Consider the following 14,487-nt stretch of genomic DNA (forward strand, 5'->3'; position numbering starts at 1 on the left):
CGTCTGGAGAACGGACGGGCATGATCCCATATCAACCGGTCAGACGGCGAGATCGAGCTGCTGAATCACCCCCGCCCGGCCATCCTCCCCAAGCCACACCCCGCTCTGGCGGAGCTTGGCCTGCAGGGTCTGGTCGGCGTCGCGCTGCTCGAAGGGGGTGGACAGGGCGGTCAGCGACAGCGCTCCAATCCCCAGCTCCCGCAGGCTCACGAGCCGGCCGCCCGCTCCCGCATCCAGCCAGACCTTCAGGCGGTTGAAAATGGCATCGCCCTCGTCGATCCAGCCATTGCCATCGCCATCCAGGCTGGAGAGCTCGGCAAAGCCATCACCGCTGAGTGCACCAAACAATTCGCGGCCATCGTCGATGCGCCCGTTGCCATTGCGATCGAAGGCCAGAAAGCCCTGACCCGCCGCCAGACGGGGGAGATTTTCGGCCTGACCATCGGCATCCAGGTCGAAGGCAAAGCGCCCCTCCCCGAAGGCGGCCGGGCCGTTCAGGCTGATCACCAGCGGGTCCTTGAGCCGCTCGCGCACCTCGCTGCTACTCACCGCGGTCATCTCGAAGAAGCTGCGCTCGAGGGTGAAGCCAAGCTCAAAGCGGATGGAGCGCCCGTCCGCCGTCTGCACCATGCCTTGGGCCTGGAAGGTGACCGCCTCGTATTCCATACGCAGGCTCAGCGCCGAGCGGTCGATCCGCACCGGGCCATCCTGGGCGGCCTCACCCGGGCGGGTGGGCGGCGTGGAGGCTGCGGGCGGCGCCTCGCCCCCCACACTCTCCTCGGGGCTGACCGGCGCTTTTGCGAGGCGCAGCGCCTGACCGGTGATGCGCTCGATGAGGGCGGCGAGCACCCGCAGACGTCCCTCGACATGGGCCAGTGGGTCATCGGGCTCGGCTTTGGGCGGGTCGGAAGGTGCGGGTGACTGCGTCGTCGCCATGACCGTGGGCTGGGCGGTCGGCGCGGTTGGGAGGGGGGCCACGGTGGACCGCGGCAGAGGGGTGACCCTCTCCCGCACCTCGTCGTGGCGCGCGCTGGCGAACTGATGCTGGGCCCTCATATCGAGGGCGGCGGACTGGATGCGCATGGGGAAGCTCCGTGGAGGTGGAGTGGCCCCAGGCTATCGGCCGGAGGAGAAAAATCTTGAGCCTACAGCCAGTTACCTGCGATCACAGGTGACTTCACAGGGTTGTGCGACCATCTGCTCACCCCCGCCGCCACCAGCCGGTCAGGCTCAGGCGCTCGCGATGTGCGGGCAGGACCTCGTGCGGGAAGCGTTCGGAGAGGAAGGCGACGAAGGTGCCGGCCTCAGGTGGCACCTCGCACAGCACGCGGCTCTCATCCTGCGGGTCGAAGATGCGCAGCATCCCGCCATGCTCGGGACGCCAGCCGGGGTTGAGGTAGAGCAGCACGGTGACGGTGCGCGCGGAGCGCCCCTGCGGGTTGTCGTAGTGGCGCTGGTAGCCGCCCCCCGGCGGGTAGAGGGCGAAATGGCACTCCAGCTCGCGCAGGCCGAGATAAAGCGCGCGATTGAGCGCCTCGCGCATCGCCTCCATGGCCTGCCAGAAGGGCTGCATCGCCACGCCGCCTTCCCCCCACTCCAGCCAGTCGATGGCATCGCCGCGCACCGCCGAAACACGCATGGCCTGATTGCCGATGCCCGCCGGGCGGAAGCGTTCGCGCCGCGCCAGGGCCTCGGCGCGCACCGCCTCGACCACGTCGGGCGGGAAGGCCTTGGGCACCACGGCGTAGCCTGGCCCGGCCAAGCCCTCGATCACGGTATTCCAGAGTGCCTCGCTGTCCATTCATCACCTCCTCTTGCAGCACGGTCATTGTGCAACGCGCACGCCCAAGCGGGTATATTGACGCGATCTTTCGGAACCGCCATGCCATGCACGCCGACACCGTCCTCCATCCCCGCTGGATCATCCCCATCAAGCCCCATGCCCAGGTGCTCGAAGGCCACAGCCTGGTCATCCGCGACGGTCTGATCCAGGCCATCCTGCCCACCGCACAGGCCCGCGGCCTGGATGCACGCGGCATCGAGCTGCCCCGGCACGCCCTCCTACCCGGCCTCATCAACGCCCACACCCACGTGGCCATGAACCTCCTGCGCGGTGTGGCGGACGACCTGCCGCTGATGACCTGGCTGTCCGAGCACATCTGGCCGCTCGAAGGTCGCTTCCTGGCCGACGACTTCGTGCACGACGGCTCACGTCTTGCGATGGCCGAGCTGATCCGCGGCGGGGTCACCTGCTTCAACGACATGTACTTCTTCCCGGAGGCGACGATCCGCGCCGCGCAGGACGCCGGACTGCGCGCCTCCATCGGCCTGCCGGTGATCGATTTCCCCACTCCCTGGGGCGCCGGCCCGGACGAATACCTGAGCAAAGGCATCCGCCTGCGCGACGAGTGGCGCGATACGCCCACGGTCAGCTTCATGCTCGCCCCGCACGCGCCCTACACCGTGGGCGACGAGCCGCTCGGCCGCATCCGCGTGCTGGCCGATCAGCTCGGCCTCGGCGTGCACATGCACGTGCACGAGACCGCCTTCGAGGTCAACGAGGCCGAGCGGCTCACCGGCGAGCGCCCGCTGGCACGGCTCGACCGCCTGGGCCTTTTGAATGAGCAGTTCCTCGCCGTGCACATGACCCAGCTCACCGAGCTGGAGATGGCGCTCATCGCCGAGCGCGGTGTGCACATCGCCCACTGCCCGGAGTCCAACCTCAAGCTTGCCTCCGGCATCGCCCCCATCGCCCGCCTCAAAGAGTTCGGCGTGAACGTCGCCATCGGCACCGACGGCGCGGCCAGCAACAACGACCTCGACCTTCTGGGTGAGACCCGCACCGCCGCACTGCTGGCCAAGGGGATCTCCGGCGACGCCGCCGCCGTGCCCGCGGCCGAGGCACTGTACATGGCCACCCTCGGCGGGGCGCGCGCCCTGGGACTGGAGGAGCGCATCGGCTCGCTGGAGGTGGGCAAGGCCGCCGACCTGATCGCCATCGACCTCGGCCTGCTCGAGACCCAGCCGCTGTACGACCCCATCGCCCAGATCGTCTACGCCGCCGGCCGCCACCAGGTCACCCACAGCTGGGTGGCCGGGCGCATGCTGATGAACGAGCGCCGCCTGCTCACGCTGGACGAGGACGAGTTGCTGGGGAATGCGGCGATGTGGCAGCAACACCTCACCACGCCGGCGGCATGAGGAACCCAAGACTGGCTTTGCTGATCGTACGCATTACAGTACGCTCAGTCTCAGCCTTGGGGAGATTTTTCCATGACCACCATCACCGCAAGTGAGGCGCGCGCCCAGCTGTACCGACTGCTGGATGCCGCCGCCGAAGCCCACGAGCCCATCCTCATCACCGGAAAGCGCAACAATGCCGTCCTGCTCTCCGAGCAGGACTGGGCATCCATCCAGGAAACCCTGTTCCTCTTGTCCGTGCCTGGCATGCGCGAGTCCATCCGGGAAGGCATGCAAACCCCGCTGGATGCCTGCTCGACGGAGCTTCACTGGTGACATGGCTCCTCGTCTTTACCAAACAAGCCCAGATTGATGCGAAAAAGCTCGCCGCCGCAGGCCTGAAGCCGAAGGCTCTGGCCCTGCTCGAACTCTTGCGGACGGATCCCTGGAAGAACCCTCCTCCGTATGAAAAACTGGTGGGCGACCTGAAGGGCGCCTACTCCCGCCGCATCAATATCCAGCATCGCCTCGTCTATCAGGTCATCGAAGACGAGCGCATCATCAAGGTCCTCCGACTCTGGACACATTACGAATGAACCAGGACGCCGCCGAGATCGCCCAGTTCGACGCCCTCGCCAACCAGTGGTGGGACCCCCATGGCCCGCTGTGGACCCTGCACGCCATCAATCCGCTGCGGATGGAGTTCATCCGTACCCATACCCCGCTCGCGGGCCTCAAGGTGCTGGACGTGGGCTGCGGCGGCGGCATCCTGACCGAGGCCCTGGCGCGCGAGGGGGCCGCGGTCACCGGCATCGATCTTGCCGCCGGAAGCCTGGCCACCGCACGCCTGCATGCCGAGGCCCAAGGGCTGGACATCCAGTACCGCCTGACGCCGGTGGAGGACCTGGCCGCGGCAGAGCCTGCGAGCTTCGACGTGGTCACCTGCATGGAGATGCTGGAACACGTGCCCGACCCCGCCGCCGTGGTGCAGGCCTGTGCCGCCCTGGTGAAGCCCGGCGGCTGGATGTTCCTCTCCACCCTCAACCGCACGCCCAAGGCCTTCGCGCTTGCCATCGTCGGCGCGGAATACCTCACCCGCATGATCCCGCGCGGCACGCACGACTTCCGCAAGTTCATCCGCCCGGCGGAGCTTGCCCGCTGGCTGCGTGCGGCCGGGATGGAGATCACCCACCAGCAGGGGTTGCACTACAACCCGCTCACCCGCCAGTTCCACCTCAGCCCCGGGGTGGAGGTGAACTACCTCGTGGCCGCCCGCAAGCCCTCCTGAGCCATGCCTTCCCCGATGTCCATGCCTCCGACCCCCCGCGCCTTCCTCTTCGACCTCGACGGCACCCTGATCGACACCGCCCCCGACATGGCCGGGGCGCTGAACCGGCTGCGTGCCGAGTACGACCTGCCGGCCCTGCCCTATGCCACCATCCGCCCTTGGGTGTCGCACGGCGCGGGGGCACTGGTGCGGCTCGGCTTTGGCCAGGAGCTTGAGGCCGAGCGCATGGAGGCCCTGCGCCTGCGTTACCTTGAACTCTACGCCGCGGCCCTGTGCGTCGAGAGCACCCTCTTCCCCGGCATGGCGGAGGTGCTGGCCCGACTCGAGGCCAAGGGGCGTGCCTGGGGCGTGGTGACCAACAAGCCGGCCTTCCTGACCGAACCGCTGCTCGATGGGCTGGGGCTGACCCGCCGCGCCGGCTGCATCGTCAGCGGTGACACCCTGCCGACCCGCAAGCCTGACCCTGCCCCCGTACGCCACGCCTGCGCCCTGCTCGGCCTGCCGGAGGCGGGCTGCGTGATGGTGGGCGATGCCGAGCGCGACATCGCCGCCGCCCGTTCCGCCGGCTGCCCGTCCATCGCCGCCGCCTTCGGCTATGTGCTGGAGGATGACGACCCACATACCTGGGGCGCGGATGCGGTGGTGGATGCGGCCTCCGAACTCCTGACCTGGATTTGACCTGGGATTGCCCATGCCCGGACAACTGCCCCTCCTGACCGCCCTCGGCGGCCTGCTGTTCGGCGCGCTGCTGACCTGGCTCATCCTGCGCGCCAGCCGCAAGGCCCTCGAGGCCACCTTGAGCGAGCGCCTGCATGCCGCCGAGGCCCATGCGCAGGAACAGCAGCTGGCTCGCCAACAGGTCGAGAGCGAGAACCAGCAGTTGCGCGAGGGCCTGCAACGCGCGGGCGAGGAGCGCGCCGCCCTGCACGAGCGCGCCAGCCGCGTCCCCCTCCTCGAGCAGGAGGCTGGCGGGCTGCGCATCCAGCTGGAGCGTCTGGAAGAGGAGCGCCGGGGACTGGGCGAGCGTGCGGCCAGCCTGGCCGCGGAGCTGGGGCCGCTGCGCGCCCGCCTGGCGGCCCTCGAGCAGACCCTGCATGAGACCACCCAGGAGCGCGAGCAGCTGCGCGCCACCCTCGCCCAGACTCAGACCCAGCTTGCCGCCGAGCGCCAGCAGGCGCAGGAGAAGCTCGCCCTCTTGCTTGCGGCCAAGGAGCAGCTCGCCGAGCAGTTCAAGCTCCTGGCCGCCGAGATCCTCGAGGAGAAGAGCCGCCGCTTCACCGAGCAGAATCAGTCCCAGCTCGGCCAGTTGCTCGACCCCCTGCGCGAGCGGCTGGGCGAGTTCCAGAAGAAGGTCGAGGACAGTTACGGCCAGGAGGCGCGCGAGCGCCTGCTGCTACGCGAGGAGCTCAAGCGCCTGGCGGAGATGAACACCCGCCTGGGCGAGGAGGCCCACAACCTGACCCGCGCGCTCAAGGGGGAGCGTAAGACCCAGGGCCTGTGGGGTGAGATGATCCTCGAGACCGTGCTGGAGAGTTCCGGCCTGCGCAAGGGGCATGAGTACGAGACCCAGGTGAGCCTTGCGGGCGCCCACGGCCGCGTCCTCCCCGATGCATTGATCCATCTGCCGGAGAACCGGGTGGTGATCGTCGACGCCAAGGTGTCCCTGTCCGCCTACGAGCGCCACGTCAACAGCATGGATGCGACCGAGCGCGCGCGCCACCTGAAGGAGCACATCGCCGCCCTGCGCAACCACGTGGCCGGGCTGTCGGCCAAGGCCTACGAGAACCTGCCCGACCTGCGCACGCTGGACTTCGTCCTGTTGTTCGTGCCGATCGAGCCCGCCCTGATGCTGGCGATGGAGCACGAACCGGCGCTGTTCCAGGACGCCCTCAAGCGCAACATCGTCCTGGTCTCACCCACCACCCTGCTGGCCGTACTGCGCACCATCGCCCACCTCTGGCGGCAGGAACAGCAGAACCGCAATGCGCAGGAGATCGCCCGCCAGGCCGGCGACCTGTACGACAAGCTGGTCGGCTTCGTGGACGACATGCAGAAGCTCGGCGAGCGCCTAGACCAGGCCCACAAGAGCTACGATGCCGCGTTCAACAAGCTCCAGAGCGGGCGCGGCAACCTCATCGGCCGCGCCCAGCGCCTGCACAAACTCGGCGTGCAGCCCACCAAGACGCTGCCGGAAGCCCTGGTGCAAGGTGCGCAGGAGAGCGACGAGGAGGATGATCCCGCATGAGCCCACTATCCGCCTTCCGCAAGCGCCACCCCCTGTTGACCCTCGCCCTGCCGCTGCCGTCCGGCTCGCCCCTCGAGCGCGCGGCGCGTGGTCTGGATGCCAACTGGAACGCGGCCGAAGCCGCACTGACCGCAGGTCATGAGGACATCGCCGCGCTGATGCACTCGGCGCGCAGCCTGGGCGGGGAGCTGGCGCAGCAGCAACTTCAGCACCTATGGCCGGAGGCCGGGGCGCATGACCTCGCGCTGGCGAAGGGCCTCGGGGTGGCGCTGTGGCTTGCGGAAATGCTTCTGTTCCTGCGTGAGGATGCCGCCGGCGGACGCATCCTTCCCCCCCGCGATGCGATGCGGCGTTTCATGGTCGAAGAGAGCCAGATCCATGAGGGGCGCCACGATTTCGCCCTGCGCCGCCTGGCCGGCCACCTGGCGGAGCAGGCGATCAAGATCCTGCAGGGCAGCGCGCCGCTCGGGCTCTCCGCCCCCCTCCTGCTGCGCCTGCGCCTGCGCTGGGCCATGCTCTACACCGGCTTCCTGCTAGAGGCCATGCGCCGCGATCCGGACGCGCCCTTCATCCACCCGAGGCTGCCGCCGCGCGAGTTCCTGCGCCTGCTTGGCCGCGCCCTGTCCCCCGATTCACGAGGGAAGAACAAGGGCGGCGGCTGCAGCGGCTGACCCCTCAGGCCCGGGCGGACTTGTTCATCACCGCCAGGGCAGCCTGGTTGCGCAGGGTTTTGACCACCTTGAGCGCCTCGGGAGGCATGTTGGCACCGCGCCCCTCGGCGTAGAACAGTGCCACCGGGCGGCGGTTGACGTAGACGGGATAGATCAGGGCCGTGTCCGACTCGGCAGCCCCCCACTGCCAGGGCTCCATGCGTGCTGCCGGGACATCCCGCCTGTGGATCAGACGGTCCTCGCCGCCCTGCAGGCTGGTGACGATCGGGTTGCCCGAATCCAGCGAAAGCATCCCCGCCTTGAGGATCTGCGCGCTGTGTTCGCCAAAGGCCATGCTGGGACGCAGTGCCCGGCTGCGCGCGTCGTGCACGAAGAAAACGGCGAGGGCGAGGTCCAGCCCCTGGTACAAGGTTTCCAGGATGCTCGACAGCAGTTCCGGCAGGGCATAGTCCTCGAGCAGCGATGCGGTGACGTCCTCGATGCCGCGCAGCAGGCGCTCCGACCCACTCGTCGGTGCGGAGGCCGCCGGCGCCTCGGGCAAGACCACCGCCTCCGGCAGCTGCCCGCCCAAGCGGGCGAGCAGGCCGTGGGTGCCATCCGTCGCCTCGAACAGGCCGACGTAGATCCCCATGCGCTCACGCGCCTCCGCCAGCGCCTGGTGCACGGCCTCCGGCTCGATGCCTCCCCGCCGCGCCAACTCCTCCAAGGCGGCGTCGGCCTTCGCGGACGAAGTCGCGGTCAGCAGGATGGCCGTACCGGCATTGGCGAACGAGGCCACCCACGCGGCCTGCTGCACGGGCGGTACGGTACCCAGGCGGGCCGTGAGCGGCACGGGACGCATGTCCGCCCGCAGACTGTCGGGCAGGCCCCAGCGCGCCGCCACCTCGCGCCCGAGATGATCGGCGACGATCCCGGTCGCACGCAGGATGGCGGCCCGCTCGTCCAACCCTTCCTCCTGGCACAGCCGCTCAATCTCCGGCGGCGCCTCGGGAAGGTGACGATAGACCAGCATGGGACCCAGGTTCTGGAACAGGGCTGCGAGAAAGACCGGCTCCCCACCCCGCCCCACCATCGGGCGGGACAAGGCCTGGGCCAGCAGGGCGCCGAACAGGGCCTGCAGCATCCTGCCCCGTAGCCGGCCGGCATGGTCCTGCCCCTGGAGATGCTCGAACAGCATGAGGGTGAGGGCGATCTCCTTCACCTCCTCGAAACCGAGCAGCATCACAGCCCTTGAGACGGTGTGCACCGTGCCCCGCGCCTCGCGCACGCTGAAGGTGTTCGCCACCGCGAGGACTTTCCTGGTCAGGGCCACATCGCGCAGGATGAGGGAGCACAGCTCGTTGATCGAGCGCTGATCCTCGTCGGCGATGAGGGCGCCGACCTCTTGGACAGTGCGCGAGAAGGCTGGGAAGTCCGGCGCCGCTTGAATCTTGTTGAGCAGGATTTCCAGCATCAGCGAACCCGGTAGGCGAGGCAAACGCGCGATTGTAGCGGCCGCCCCAGGGCGTATCCATGGGTCTCCGCCTGGGGAGGGCGCCTCATGAGCGCTGCCTTGCCTCGCTGATCAGGGCCTCCAGTGCCGCCTGGCCGAGGCTGTCCAGGGCATCGAAGCGGACACCGATATCGTAGCCTCCCTCGACCTTCTCCTTGCGGACGATGCGTCCCGGCAGCAGGACGCGCCCCGTCCAGGTGGAGGCGTGCAGCGGCCGGATCTCCAGCTGGATGTCGCTCCCCATACTGACGTCCTCACCGACGTGCAGCAGCGCACCCGTGCTGCTCAGATCCATCGCCACCCCCGGAAGCTCGCGCCCCGCGCCATCCTTGGCCTTGGCCCGCAGGAAGCAGGTGTGGCGCGCCCCCTGGCGCTGCTCGAAGAGCCGGGTTTCCCGTTCTCCCTCGCCGAAGGTGAAATGGCCGAGGATCTCGTTGAGACGGTCGGCGGCCTCGTCCAGCGTGCCGACCACCACCTGGGTGGCCCGCATCCGCTCGGCGTTGTCATCGAGCACCTGGAACAGGTGTTCGAGCTCGCGCCGCAGCCCCTCGACACGGCTGGACTGTTCCTGGGTCTGGCCGGCGATGTTCTGGTTCGCAGCCTCGGTCACGCGCACCTGCTCGTCGATGCCGCTCATCGCCAGGGTGATGTCTTCGGCCAGGCGCCCGCTCTCGCGCACCCGCTCCACCACCCGGCCCATCACCGTCACGCCCTCGTCGGCCCGCTCGGTGAGATGCTCGATCAGTCGGCGGATCTCCAGCGTCGACTCCTGGGTCTTGCTCGCGAGCCCTCGCACTTCGTCCGCCACCACGGCAAAGCCGCGGCCGTGCTCCCCCGCCCGCGCGGCCTCGATGGCGGCATTCAGAGCCAGCAGGTTGGTCTGCTCGGCGATCGCGCTGATGACCCCGGTGATGCGCTGGATGCCCTGCACGGCCTCCTGCAGGGCCTGGATGCCGCTCGCGGCCAGCTCCACCTCGCGCACGCTCTCCTCCACGGCATGGCGGCTGGCCTGCAGGGTCGCCTGTCCGGCGCGCACATGCTCCATCGCCATCTGGGCCGCCAGCTGGGCGCGTGCCGCGGAATCCTGCACTTCCACCGCCAAATCGCCGACGAGCGCAGCCACCGCCGCGACCTCGCTCTGGCGGCTGCGCTCGAGTTCGCCATGGCGCACGATCTCCTCGGAGATGGTGCTCATCTGCCGCGCCCCCGCCCGCACCCGGTCACTCTGGCGGGTAATCTGACGCATGTAGCCGGCCAGCTGACCCACCATGCCGTTGAAGGCGTCAATAATCTGACCAATCATGTCTGCGCTGCGCATGCTGCACTCGTGGGTCAGGTTGCCCTCGCGGATGCTCCCCGCCACCTCGGCGATCCGGCCCAGCTTACGCAGCAGCACGACATGCGTGACCACGTAATTGAAGATGCCGACCATCCCCCCCGCCACCAGGCAGCCGGCGACGAACCACCACTTCATGCCCGGCCGGTATTCGACGAAGAACGTGGCATAGAGAGGGAAAATCACCCCCATCGCCACCCCAAAGCCGAGGAAGGCGAACCGGAGGCGACGCAGCAGACTGGGTTCGGACCACATGGCAACTATTCCTGAAAGGTCGTTGACGCTGTATCGGAAAAAACGGACTTTTCTTGATCCATGCAAGAGGCAGGCCAGCCCCCATGACGGGGCCAGTGGTACCATGCGCGCATGGACATCCTCAGCTATTGCCGCGACCAGGCCGCCCCACCGGGCTCGGCCCCCTACTATGCCTGCCGCTTCCTGCCCGAGCAGCAAAAACCCGCCGCCTTGGCGGTGCTTGCCCTGCGCGCCGAGCTTTTGGATGCGAGCACCCGCATCCCCGAGCCTAGTGTCGCCCAGGCGCGCCTCGACTGGTGGCTCGCGGAACTTTCGGCCGCCGCTGCCGGCACCGCCCAGCACCCCATCGCCCAAGCCCTGATGCAGCATGTGCTGCACCTGCCAGGACGGCTGGAACTGCTGGAGGAGATGGTGGCCGGCGCGCAGGACCGCCTGCGCCATGGCTACCTGGAGCAGGAGCGCGACTTCGGCCTGCATGCTTTCCGCCATGAAGTCGCCCCCTGGCTGATCCTGACCGACCCCGAGGGGGGCGCCGGCCGTGCGGAGCGCGACTTCGCCCACGCTATCGGGCAGGCGCTGGCCTGGGTGCGCGTGCTGCACCAGCTGGGGCGGGATGCGGCACGCGGCCAGGTGCTGATCCCGCGCGAAACCCTCGCCCGGCACGGTCTGGACGTGCCCGACCTGCTCCAACCGCGCACCTCCGAGGCCGTCCGCGCGATGCTGGAGAAGCTGGGCGCACAGGTGCGCGGGCAACTGCGCCACGCCCGGACCATGCTCCCCTCCGAGGCGCAGCCGCAACAGGTGATGGCCCTGGTCAGCCTGGCCCAAGCCGACGCCCTGCTTGAGGCGATGGCCCAGGACGGCTGGCGGCTGCTTGATGCGCGCCCGGAACTCACTCCCCTGCGCCTGCTGTGGCTCAGCTGGCGCACCGCCCGCAAGGCTCGCTCGAGGAAAGCCTGATGACGACGACCACCCTCCTGCTCACCGGCGCCACCGGCGGCCTCGGCCGCGCAACGAGTCTGGAGGCCGCGCGACGCGGTGCTCGCCTGATCCTGCTCGGCCGCAAGCCCGAAACACTGATGCAGCTCGCCGACGAGGTGGCCGCCGCCGGCCACCACGAGCCGCTGCTGCACGCCATCGACCTCTCCGGCGCCCAGGCCGAAGACTACGCCCAGCTCGCCGAGCTGATCGCGGCCCACGCCGGCCGGCTGGACGGCCTGCTCCACCTCGCGGCGGATGCCGGCGCCCCGGCTCCGCTGGCGCACGTCGATCCCACGGTGTGGAACCGCCTGCTGCGCGTCAACCTGACCGCCCCCTTCCTGCTCACCCGCGCCTGCCTGGGGCTACTCAAGTCCTCCGCGGGCAAGGTCGTATTCATCGGCGATGCCTGTGAGGCGGCGTATCTTGGCGCCTACGGTGTGGCCAAGGCGGGCCTTGCACGCCAGGCGGCGCAATGGGCGGAGGAGCAACCCGGCATCCACGTGGAGCTGTTCACTGCACCGCCCATGCCCACCCCCCTGCGCGCGCGGCTGTTCCCGGGTGAAGGTCCGGCGGCAGGGCTGACGCCGGTGATGGATGTGGCGCGCGCCTTGGTCGACCGCCTCATGCAGGAAGGGGCAGGCGTGTAGCACAACCATGTGTAGGAGGCCCGCCCTCGGGCCGAGTGGCTCTTGCCTTATCGGCCCGAGGGCGGGCCTCCTACAACGTTGCGGCAGGGCAGCCATCCCGCAGCACGCAGGCCGCGCAGCGCGGGCGCGAGCGGCATATCTCCTTGCCATGCGCGACGAGGAGGGCATGGAACTGGTTGTACAGGGGCACATCGGGCGGAAGCTCAGCCTCGATCACCGCGCGCAGGTGCTCGTAACCCGTACCGGGATCGACCAGCCCAAGCCGCCCCAAAATACGGCGGGTGTAGGCGTCGATGACAAACACCGGGCGCCCGAAGGCATAGAGCAGGATGTCGTCCGCCGTTTCCGGCCCGACGCCGCGCACGCCGAGCAGGCCCGCCCGCAGCGCATCGTCCGACCATTGAGCCAGGGCCTCCTCACCGCCCGCCGCCGATACCCACTCCAGCAGGGCCCGCAGGCGCCGCGCCTTGACATTGAAATAGCCCGCCGGGCGGATCAGCGCGGCCAGCTCGTCCAAGGACAGGGCCAGCAGCGCCTCGATGGATAGCGCCCCCGCGGCCTTGAGGTTGGCGATCGCCCGCTCGACGTTGCTCCAGGCGGTGTTCTGGGTCAGCACCGCGCCGACCATGATCTCAAGCCTCGACTCCCCCGGCCACCAATGCTGGGGGCCCCAGGCGTCATCCAGCCTGCGGTAGGCCTCCAGCAAGGTCATAGGGCGTAACTGGCCCCCTTCTTGGGTACCTCCACCCTCCAGCCGAGCTGTTTGTGCACCAGCAGACCAAATCCCTGCGCGGTCTCGGACTCGCCATGCACGATAAAGGTCTGGCGCGGCGGCTTGCGGAAATGACCCAGCCAGCCCAGCAGGGCATCGCGGTCCGCATGGGCGGACAGGCCGCCCACGGTGTAGAGCTCGGCATGCACCGGGATACGCTCACCGAACAGGGTGACCTCCTTCGCGCCATCCACCAGCCGGCGGCCGAGCGTGCCCGCCGCCTGGAAGCCGGTGATGAGGATGGTGTTGGCGTGGGAGGTGAGGTTGTGGCGCAGGTGGTGACGGATGCGCCCCCCCTCGCACATGCCCGAGGCCGCGATGATGATCGCGCCGTGCTTGACCCGGTTGAGCGCCATCGACTCCTCGACGCTCTCGGTGAAGCGCACGCGGATGCCCTGACCCCGGGTCCGCAGGGCCTTCTGCGCATCCTCATCCAGCCATTGGTGATACTTGAGGGTGAGGCGCGTGGCCTCCGTCGCCATCGGCGAATCGACGTACACCTCAAGATCCTGCGGAATGCGGCCATCCTCGGCCAGCTCGTGCAGCATGTAGATCACCTCCTGGGTGCGGCCGACGGCAAAGGCTGGCATGACCACATTGCCGCGCTTCTTGAACAGGGTGTCGTTGATCGCGTGCGCGAGTTCTTCGCGGGTGGAATCGAGCGGCTTGTGCAGCCGGTTGCCATAGGTGGACTCGACCAGCAGGATGTCGGCCTCCTCGATCGGGGTCGGGTCGTGCATCAGCGGGCGACCGGGCTGGCCGAGGTCGCCCGAGAACACCAGCTTGGTGGTCGCCCCCGCCTCATTCACCCACACTTCGAGGATGGCCGAGCCGAGGATGTGACCGGCGTCGCGGAACTGGACCCTTACCTGCGGATGGGGATGCAGGGGCGTATCGTAGGCATAACCGTACAGGCGCTTCAGACTCGCATGGGCCTGGGCCACGGTGTAGAGGGGGGCGACGTCCTGCCTGCGGCCGGTCTTCGCCCGGCGCCGGTGTCGCGTCTCCCATTCGGCCTCTTTCTCTTGCAGGTGGGCCGAGTCCGGTAGCATCACCCCCAAGAGATCGCGCGTCGGCTCGGTGCAGTAGACCGGCCCTTTGAAGCCCATCGCCACCAGCCGGGGCAGCAGACCGGAATGGTCGATGTGCGCATGGGTGAGAAGGATGAAGTCGATGTCCTCGGGGTCGAATCCCGGCGCCTCGCGGTTGCTGGAGTCCGCCGTGCGTCCGCCCTGGAACATGCCACAGTCGACGAGGAAGCGGACGCCGTCGGTCTCGACCAGGTAGCAAGAACCGGTGACTTCGCGCGCGGCGCCGAGGAAGGTGAGGTTCATGACGGTCTCTCCGTTGCGGACGGTTTCAGGGACTTTTTACAAAGTTAGCATCTGGCGGGGTGAAGGAGAGGGATCGGAAAACCAAGGTTTTCCTAACACCCCTCTCCCGCAGGCGGGAGAGGGGGCAGGGGGTGAGGGCAAATCCCCCTCGGGGCCGCCCTGGGCTGGCCTGTGGAAGCCGGGTGAATGGGCCAAGGAAGGCCCATTCAGCCCTGCCGCGACAGGAGGTCGCGTCAGGGCGGCCCGGCTGGAGCAGGTCAGGCCAGGGTTTGCCCGAAGGGCCGGC

15 protein-coding genes are annotated in these 14,487 nt (G+C 68.7%); 9 read left to right on the plus strand and 6 right to left on the minus strand.

Annotated elements, in window-relative coordinates:
- Positions 1-39 precede the first annotated feature (39 nt).
- Together V6D91_RS04310 and V6D91_RS04315 are read right to left on the minus strand one after the other, a co-directional pair.
- Positions 40-1,083: a hypothetical protein gene (locus V6D91_RS04310; RefSeq protein WP_347318055.1), complete on the minus strand. Its 1,044-nt coding sequence runs from the start codon at positions 1,081-1,083 to the stop codon at positions 40-42.
- Positions 1,084-1,201: 118 nt separating this feature from the next.
- Entirely contained in the window at positions 1,202-1,801 is a 600-nt protein-coding gene (locus tag V6D91_RS04315; RefSeq protein ID WP_347318057.1) for a 2OG-Fe(II) oxygenase, read from the minus strand.
- A gap of 86 nt (positions 1,802-1,887) precedes the next feature.
- Between V6D91_RS04315 and V6D91_RS04320 the strand changes: the two genes are divergently transcribed.
- The 7 genes from V6D91_RS04320 (at position 1,888) to V6D91_RS04350 (ending at position 7,384) form a co-directional block, all read left to right on the plus strand.
- Positions 1,888-3,201 (plus strand): TRZ/ATZ family hydrolase, encoded by a 1,314-nt coding sequence (locus V6D91_RS04320; RefSeq protein ID WP_347318058.1) that lies wholly within the window; start codon positions 1,888-1,890, stop codon positions 3,199-3,201.
- A 72-nt stretch (positions 3,202-3,273) separates the two neighbouring features.
- A complete protein-coding gene (locus V6D91_RS04325) occupies positions 3,274-3,516 on the plus strand; it encodes a type II toxin-antitoxin system Phd/YefM family antitoxin (RefSeq protein WP_347318060.1) in 243 nt (80 codons plus the stop codon).
- Positions 3,513-3,776: a Txe/YoeB family addiction module toxin gene (locus V6D91_RS04330; RefSeq protein WP_347318062.1), complete on the plus strand. Its 264-nt coding sequence runs from the start codon at positions 3,513-3,515 to the stop codon at positions 3,774-3,776. The genes V6D91_RS04325 and V6D91_RS04330 overlap by 4 nt, the downstream gene beginning before the upstream one ends.
- Entirely contained in the window at positions 3,758-4,468 is a 711-nt protein-coding gene (gene ubiG, locus V6D91_RS04335; RefSeq protein ID WP_347318107.1) for a bifunctional 2-polyprenyl-6-hydroxyphenol methylase/3-demethylubiquinol 3-O-methyltransferase UbiG, read from the plus strand. Before V6D91_RS04330 ends, ubiG begins: the two co-directional genes overlap by 19 nt.
- Before the next feature lie 21 nt (positions 4,469-4,489).
- Positions 4,490-5,146: a phosphoglycolate phosphatase gene (gph, locus tag V6D91_RS04340; RefSeq protein ID WP_347318063.1), complete on the plus strand. Its 657-nt coding sequence runs from the start codon at positions 4,490-4,492 to the stop codon at positions 5,144-5,146.
- A gap of 13 nt (positions 5,147-5,159) precedes the next feature.
- The gene (gene rmuC, locus V6D91_RS04345) at positions 5,160-6,713 is read left to right on the plus strand and encodes a DNA recombination protein RmuC (protein ID WP_347318065.1); all 1,554 of its coding nucleotides are present in this window, start codon (positions 5,160-5,162) and stop codon (positions 6,711-6,713) included.
- Entirely contained in the window at positions 6,710-7,384 is a 675-nt protein-coding gene (locus tag V6D91_RS04350) for a squalene/phytoene synthase family protein (protein WP_347318066.1), read from the plus strand. Before rmuC ends, V6D91_RS04350 begins: the two co-directional genes overlap by 4 nt.
- Before the next feature lie 4 nt (positions 7,385-7,388).
- On the opposite strand, the gene V6D91_RS04355 is transcribed toward V6D91_RS04350, so the two are convergent.
- Positions 7,389-8,837 (minus strand): HDOD domain-containing protein, encoded by a 1,449-nt coding sequence (locus tag V6D91_RS04355; RefSeq protein WP_347318067.1) that lies wholly within the window; start codon positions 8,835-8,837, stop codon positions 7,389-7,391.
- 85 nt (positions 8,838-8,922) lie between these two features.
- A complete protein-coding gene (locus tag V6D91_RS04360; protein WP_347318069.1) occupies positions 8,923-10,467 on the minus strand; it encodes a methyl-accepting chemotaxis protein in 1,545 nt (514 codons plus the stop codon).
- A 111-nt stretch (positions 10,468-10,578) separates the two neighbouring features.
- On the opposite strand from V6D91_RS04360, the gene V6D91_RS04365 reads away from it, so the two are divergent.
- Both V6D91_RS04365 and V6D91_RS04370 read left to right on the plus strand, forming a co-directional pair.
- On the plus strand, positions 10,579-11,427 hold the full coding sequence (locus tag V6D91_RS04365) for a squalene/phytoene synthase family protein (RefSeq protein ID WP_347318071.1): 849 nt from the start codon (positions 10,579-10,581) through the stop codon (positions 11,425-11,427).
- Positions 11,427-12,095 (plus strand): SDR family NAD(P)-dependent oxidoreductase, encoded by a 669-nt coding sequence (locus V6D91_RS04370; protein ID WP_347318073.1) that lies wholly within the window; start codon positions 11,427-11,429, stop codon positions 12,093-12,095. The genes V6D91_RS04365 and V6D91_RS04370 overlap by 1 nt, the downstream gene beginning before the upstream one ends.
- A gap of 70 nt (positions 12,096-12,165) precedes the next feature.
- On the opposite strand, the gene V6D91_RS04375 is transcribed toward V6D91_RS04370, so the two are convergent.
- Positions 12,166-12,807, minus strand: coding sequence for an endonuclease III domain-containing protein (locus V6D91_RS04375; RefSeq protein ID WP_347318074.1), 642 nt, complete (start codon positions 12,805-12,807; stop codon positions 12,166-12,168).
- A complete protein-coding gene (locus V6D91_RS04380) occupies positions 12,804-14,201 on the minus strand; it encodes an MBL fold metallo-hydrolase (RefSeq protein ID WP_347318076.1) in 1,398 nt (465 codons plus the stop codon). The genes V6D91_RS04375 and V6D91_RS04380 overlap by 4 nt, the downstream gene beginning before the upstream one ends.
- Positions 14,202-14,487 lie beyond the last annotated feature (286 nt).

Source organism: Thiofaba sp. EF100 (genome assembly GCF_039822285.1).
Taxonomy (GTDB): Bacteria; Pseudomonadota; Gammaproteobacteria; order Halothiobacillales; family Halothiobacillaceae; genus Thiofaba.

Bases quoted from the DNA above. Each gene is read 5' to 3' on its own strand.
- rmuC (WP_347318065.1), top strand. From the start codon at position 5,160: ATGCCCGGACAACTGCCCCTCCTGACCGCCCTCGGCGGCCTGCTGTTC.
- gph (WP_347318063.1), top strand. From the start codon at position 4,490: ATGCCTCCGACCCCCCGCGCCTTCCTCTTCGACCTCGACGGCACCCTG.
- V6D91_RS04375 (WP_347318074.1), bottom strand. From the start codon at position 12,807: ATGACCTTGCTGGAGGCCTACCGCAGGCTGGATGACGCCTGGGGCCCC.
- V6D91_RS04355 (WP_347318067.1), bottom strand. From the start codon at position 8,837: ATGCTGGAAATCCTGCTCAACAAGATTCAAGCGGCGCCGGACTTCCCA.
- V6D91_RS04380 (WP_347318076.1), bottom strand. From the start codon at position 14,201: ATGAACCTCACCTTCCTCGGCGCCGCGCGCGAAGTCACCGGTTCTTGC.
- V6D91_RS04360 (WP_347318069.1), bottom strand. From the start codon at position 10,467: ATGTGGTCCGAACCCAGTCTGCTGCGTCGCCTCCGGTTCGCCTTCCTC.
- V6D91_RS04365 (WP_347318071.1), top strand. From the start codon at position 10,579: ATGGACATCCTCAGCTATTGCCGCGACCAGGCCGCCCCACCGGGCTCG.
- V6D91_RS04320 (WP_347318058.1), top strand. From the start codon at position 1,888: ATGCACGCCGACACCGTCCTCCATCCCCGCTGGATCATCCCCATCAAG.
- V6D91_RS04350 (WP_347318066.1), top strand. From the start codon at position 6,710: ATGAGCCCACTATCCGCCTTCCGCAAGCGCCACCCCCTGTTGACCCTC.
- V6D91_RS04315 (WP_347318057.1), bottom strand. From the start codon at position 1,801: ATGGACAGCGAGGCACTCTGGAATACCGTGATCGAGGGCTTGGCCGGG.
- V6D91_RS04325 (WP_347318060.1), top strand. From the start codon at position 3,274: ATGACCACCATCACCGCAAGTGAGGCGCGCGCCCAGCTGTACCGACTG.
- V6D91_RS04310 (WP_347318055.1), bottom strand. From the start codon at position 1,083: ATGCGCATCCAGTCCGCCGCCCTCGATATGAGGGCCCAGCATCAGTTC.
- V6D91_RS04370 (WP_347318073.1), top strand. From the start codon at position 11,427: ATGACGACGACCACCCTCCTGCTCACCGGCGCCACCGGCGGCCTCGGC.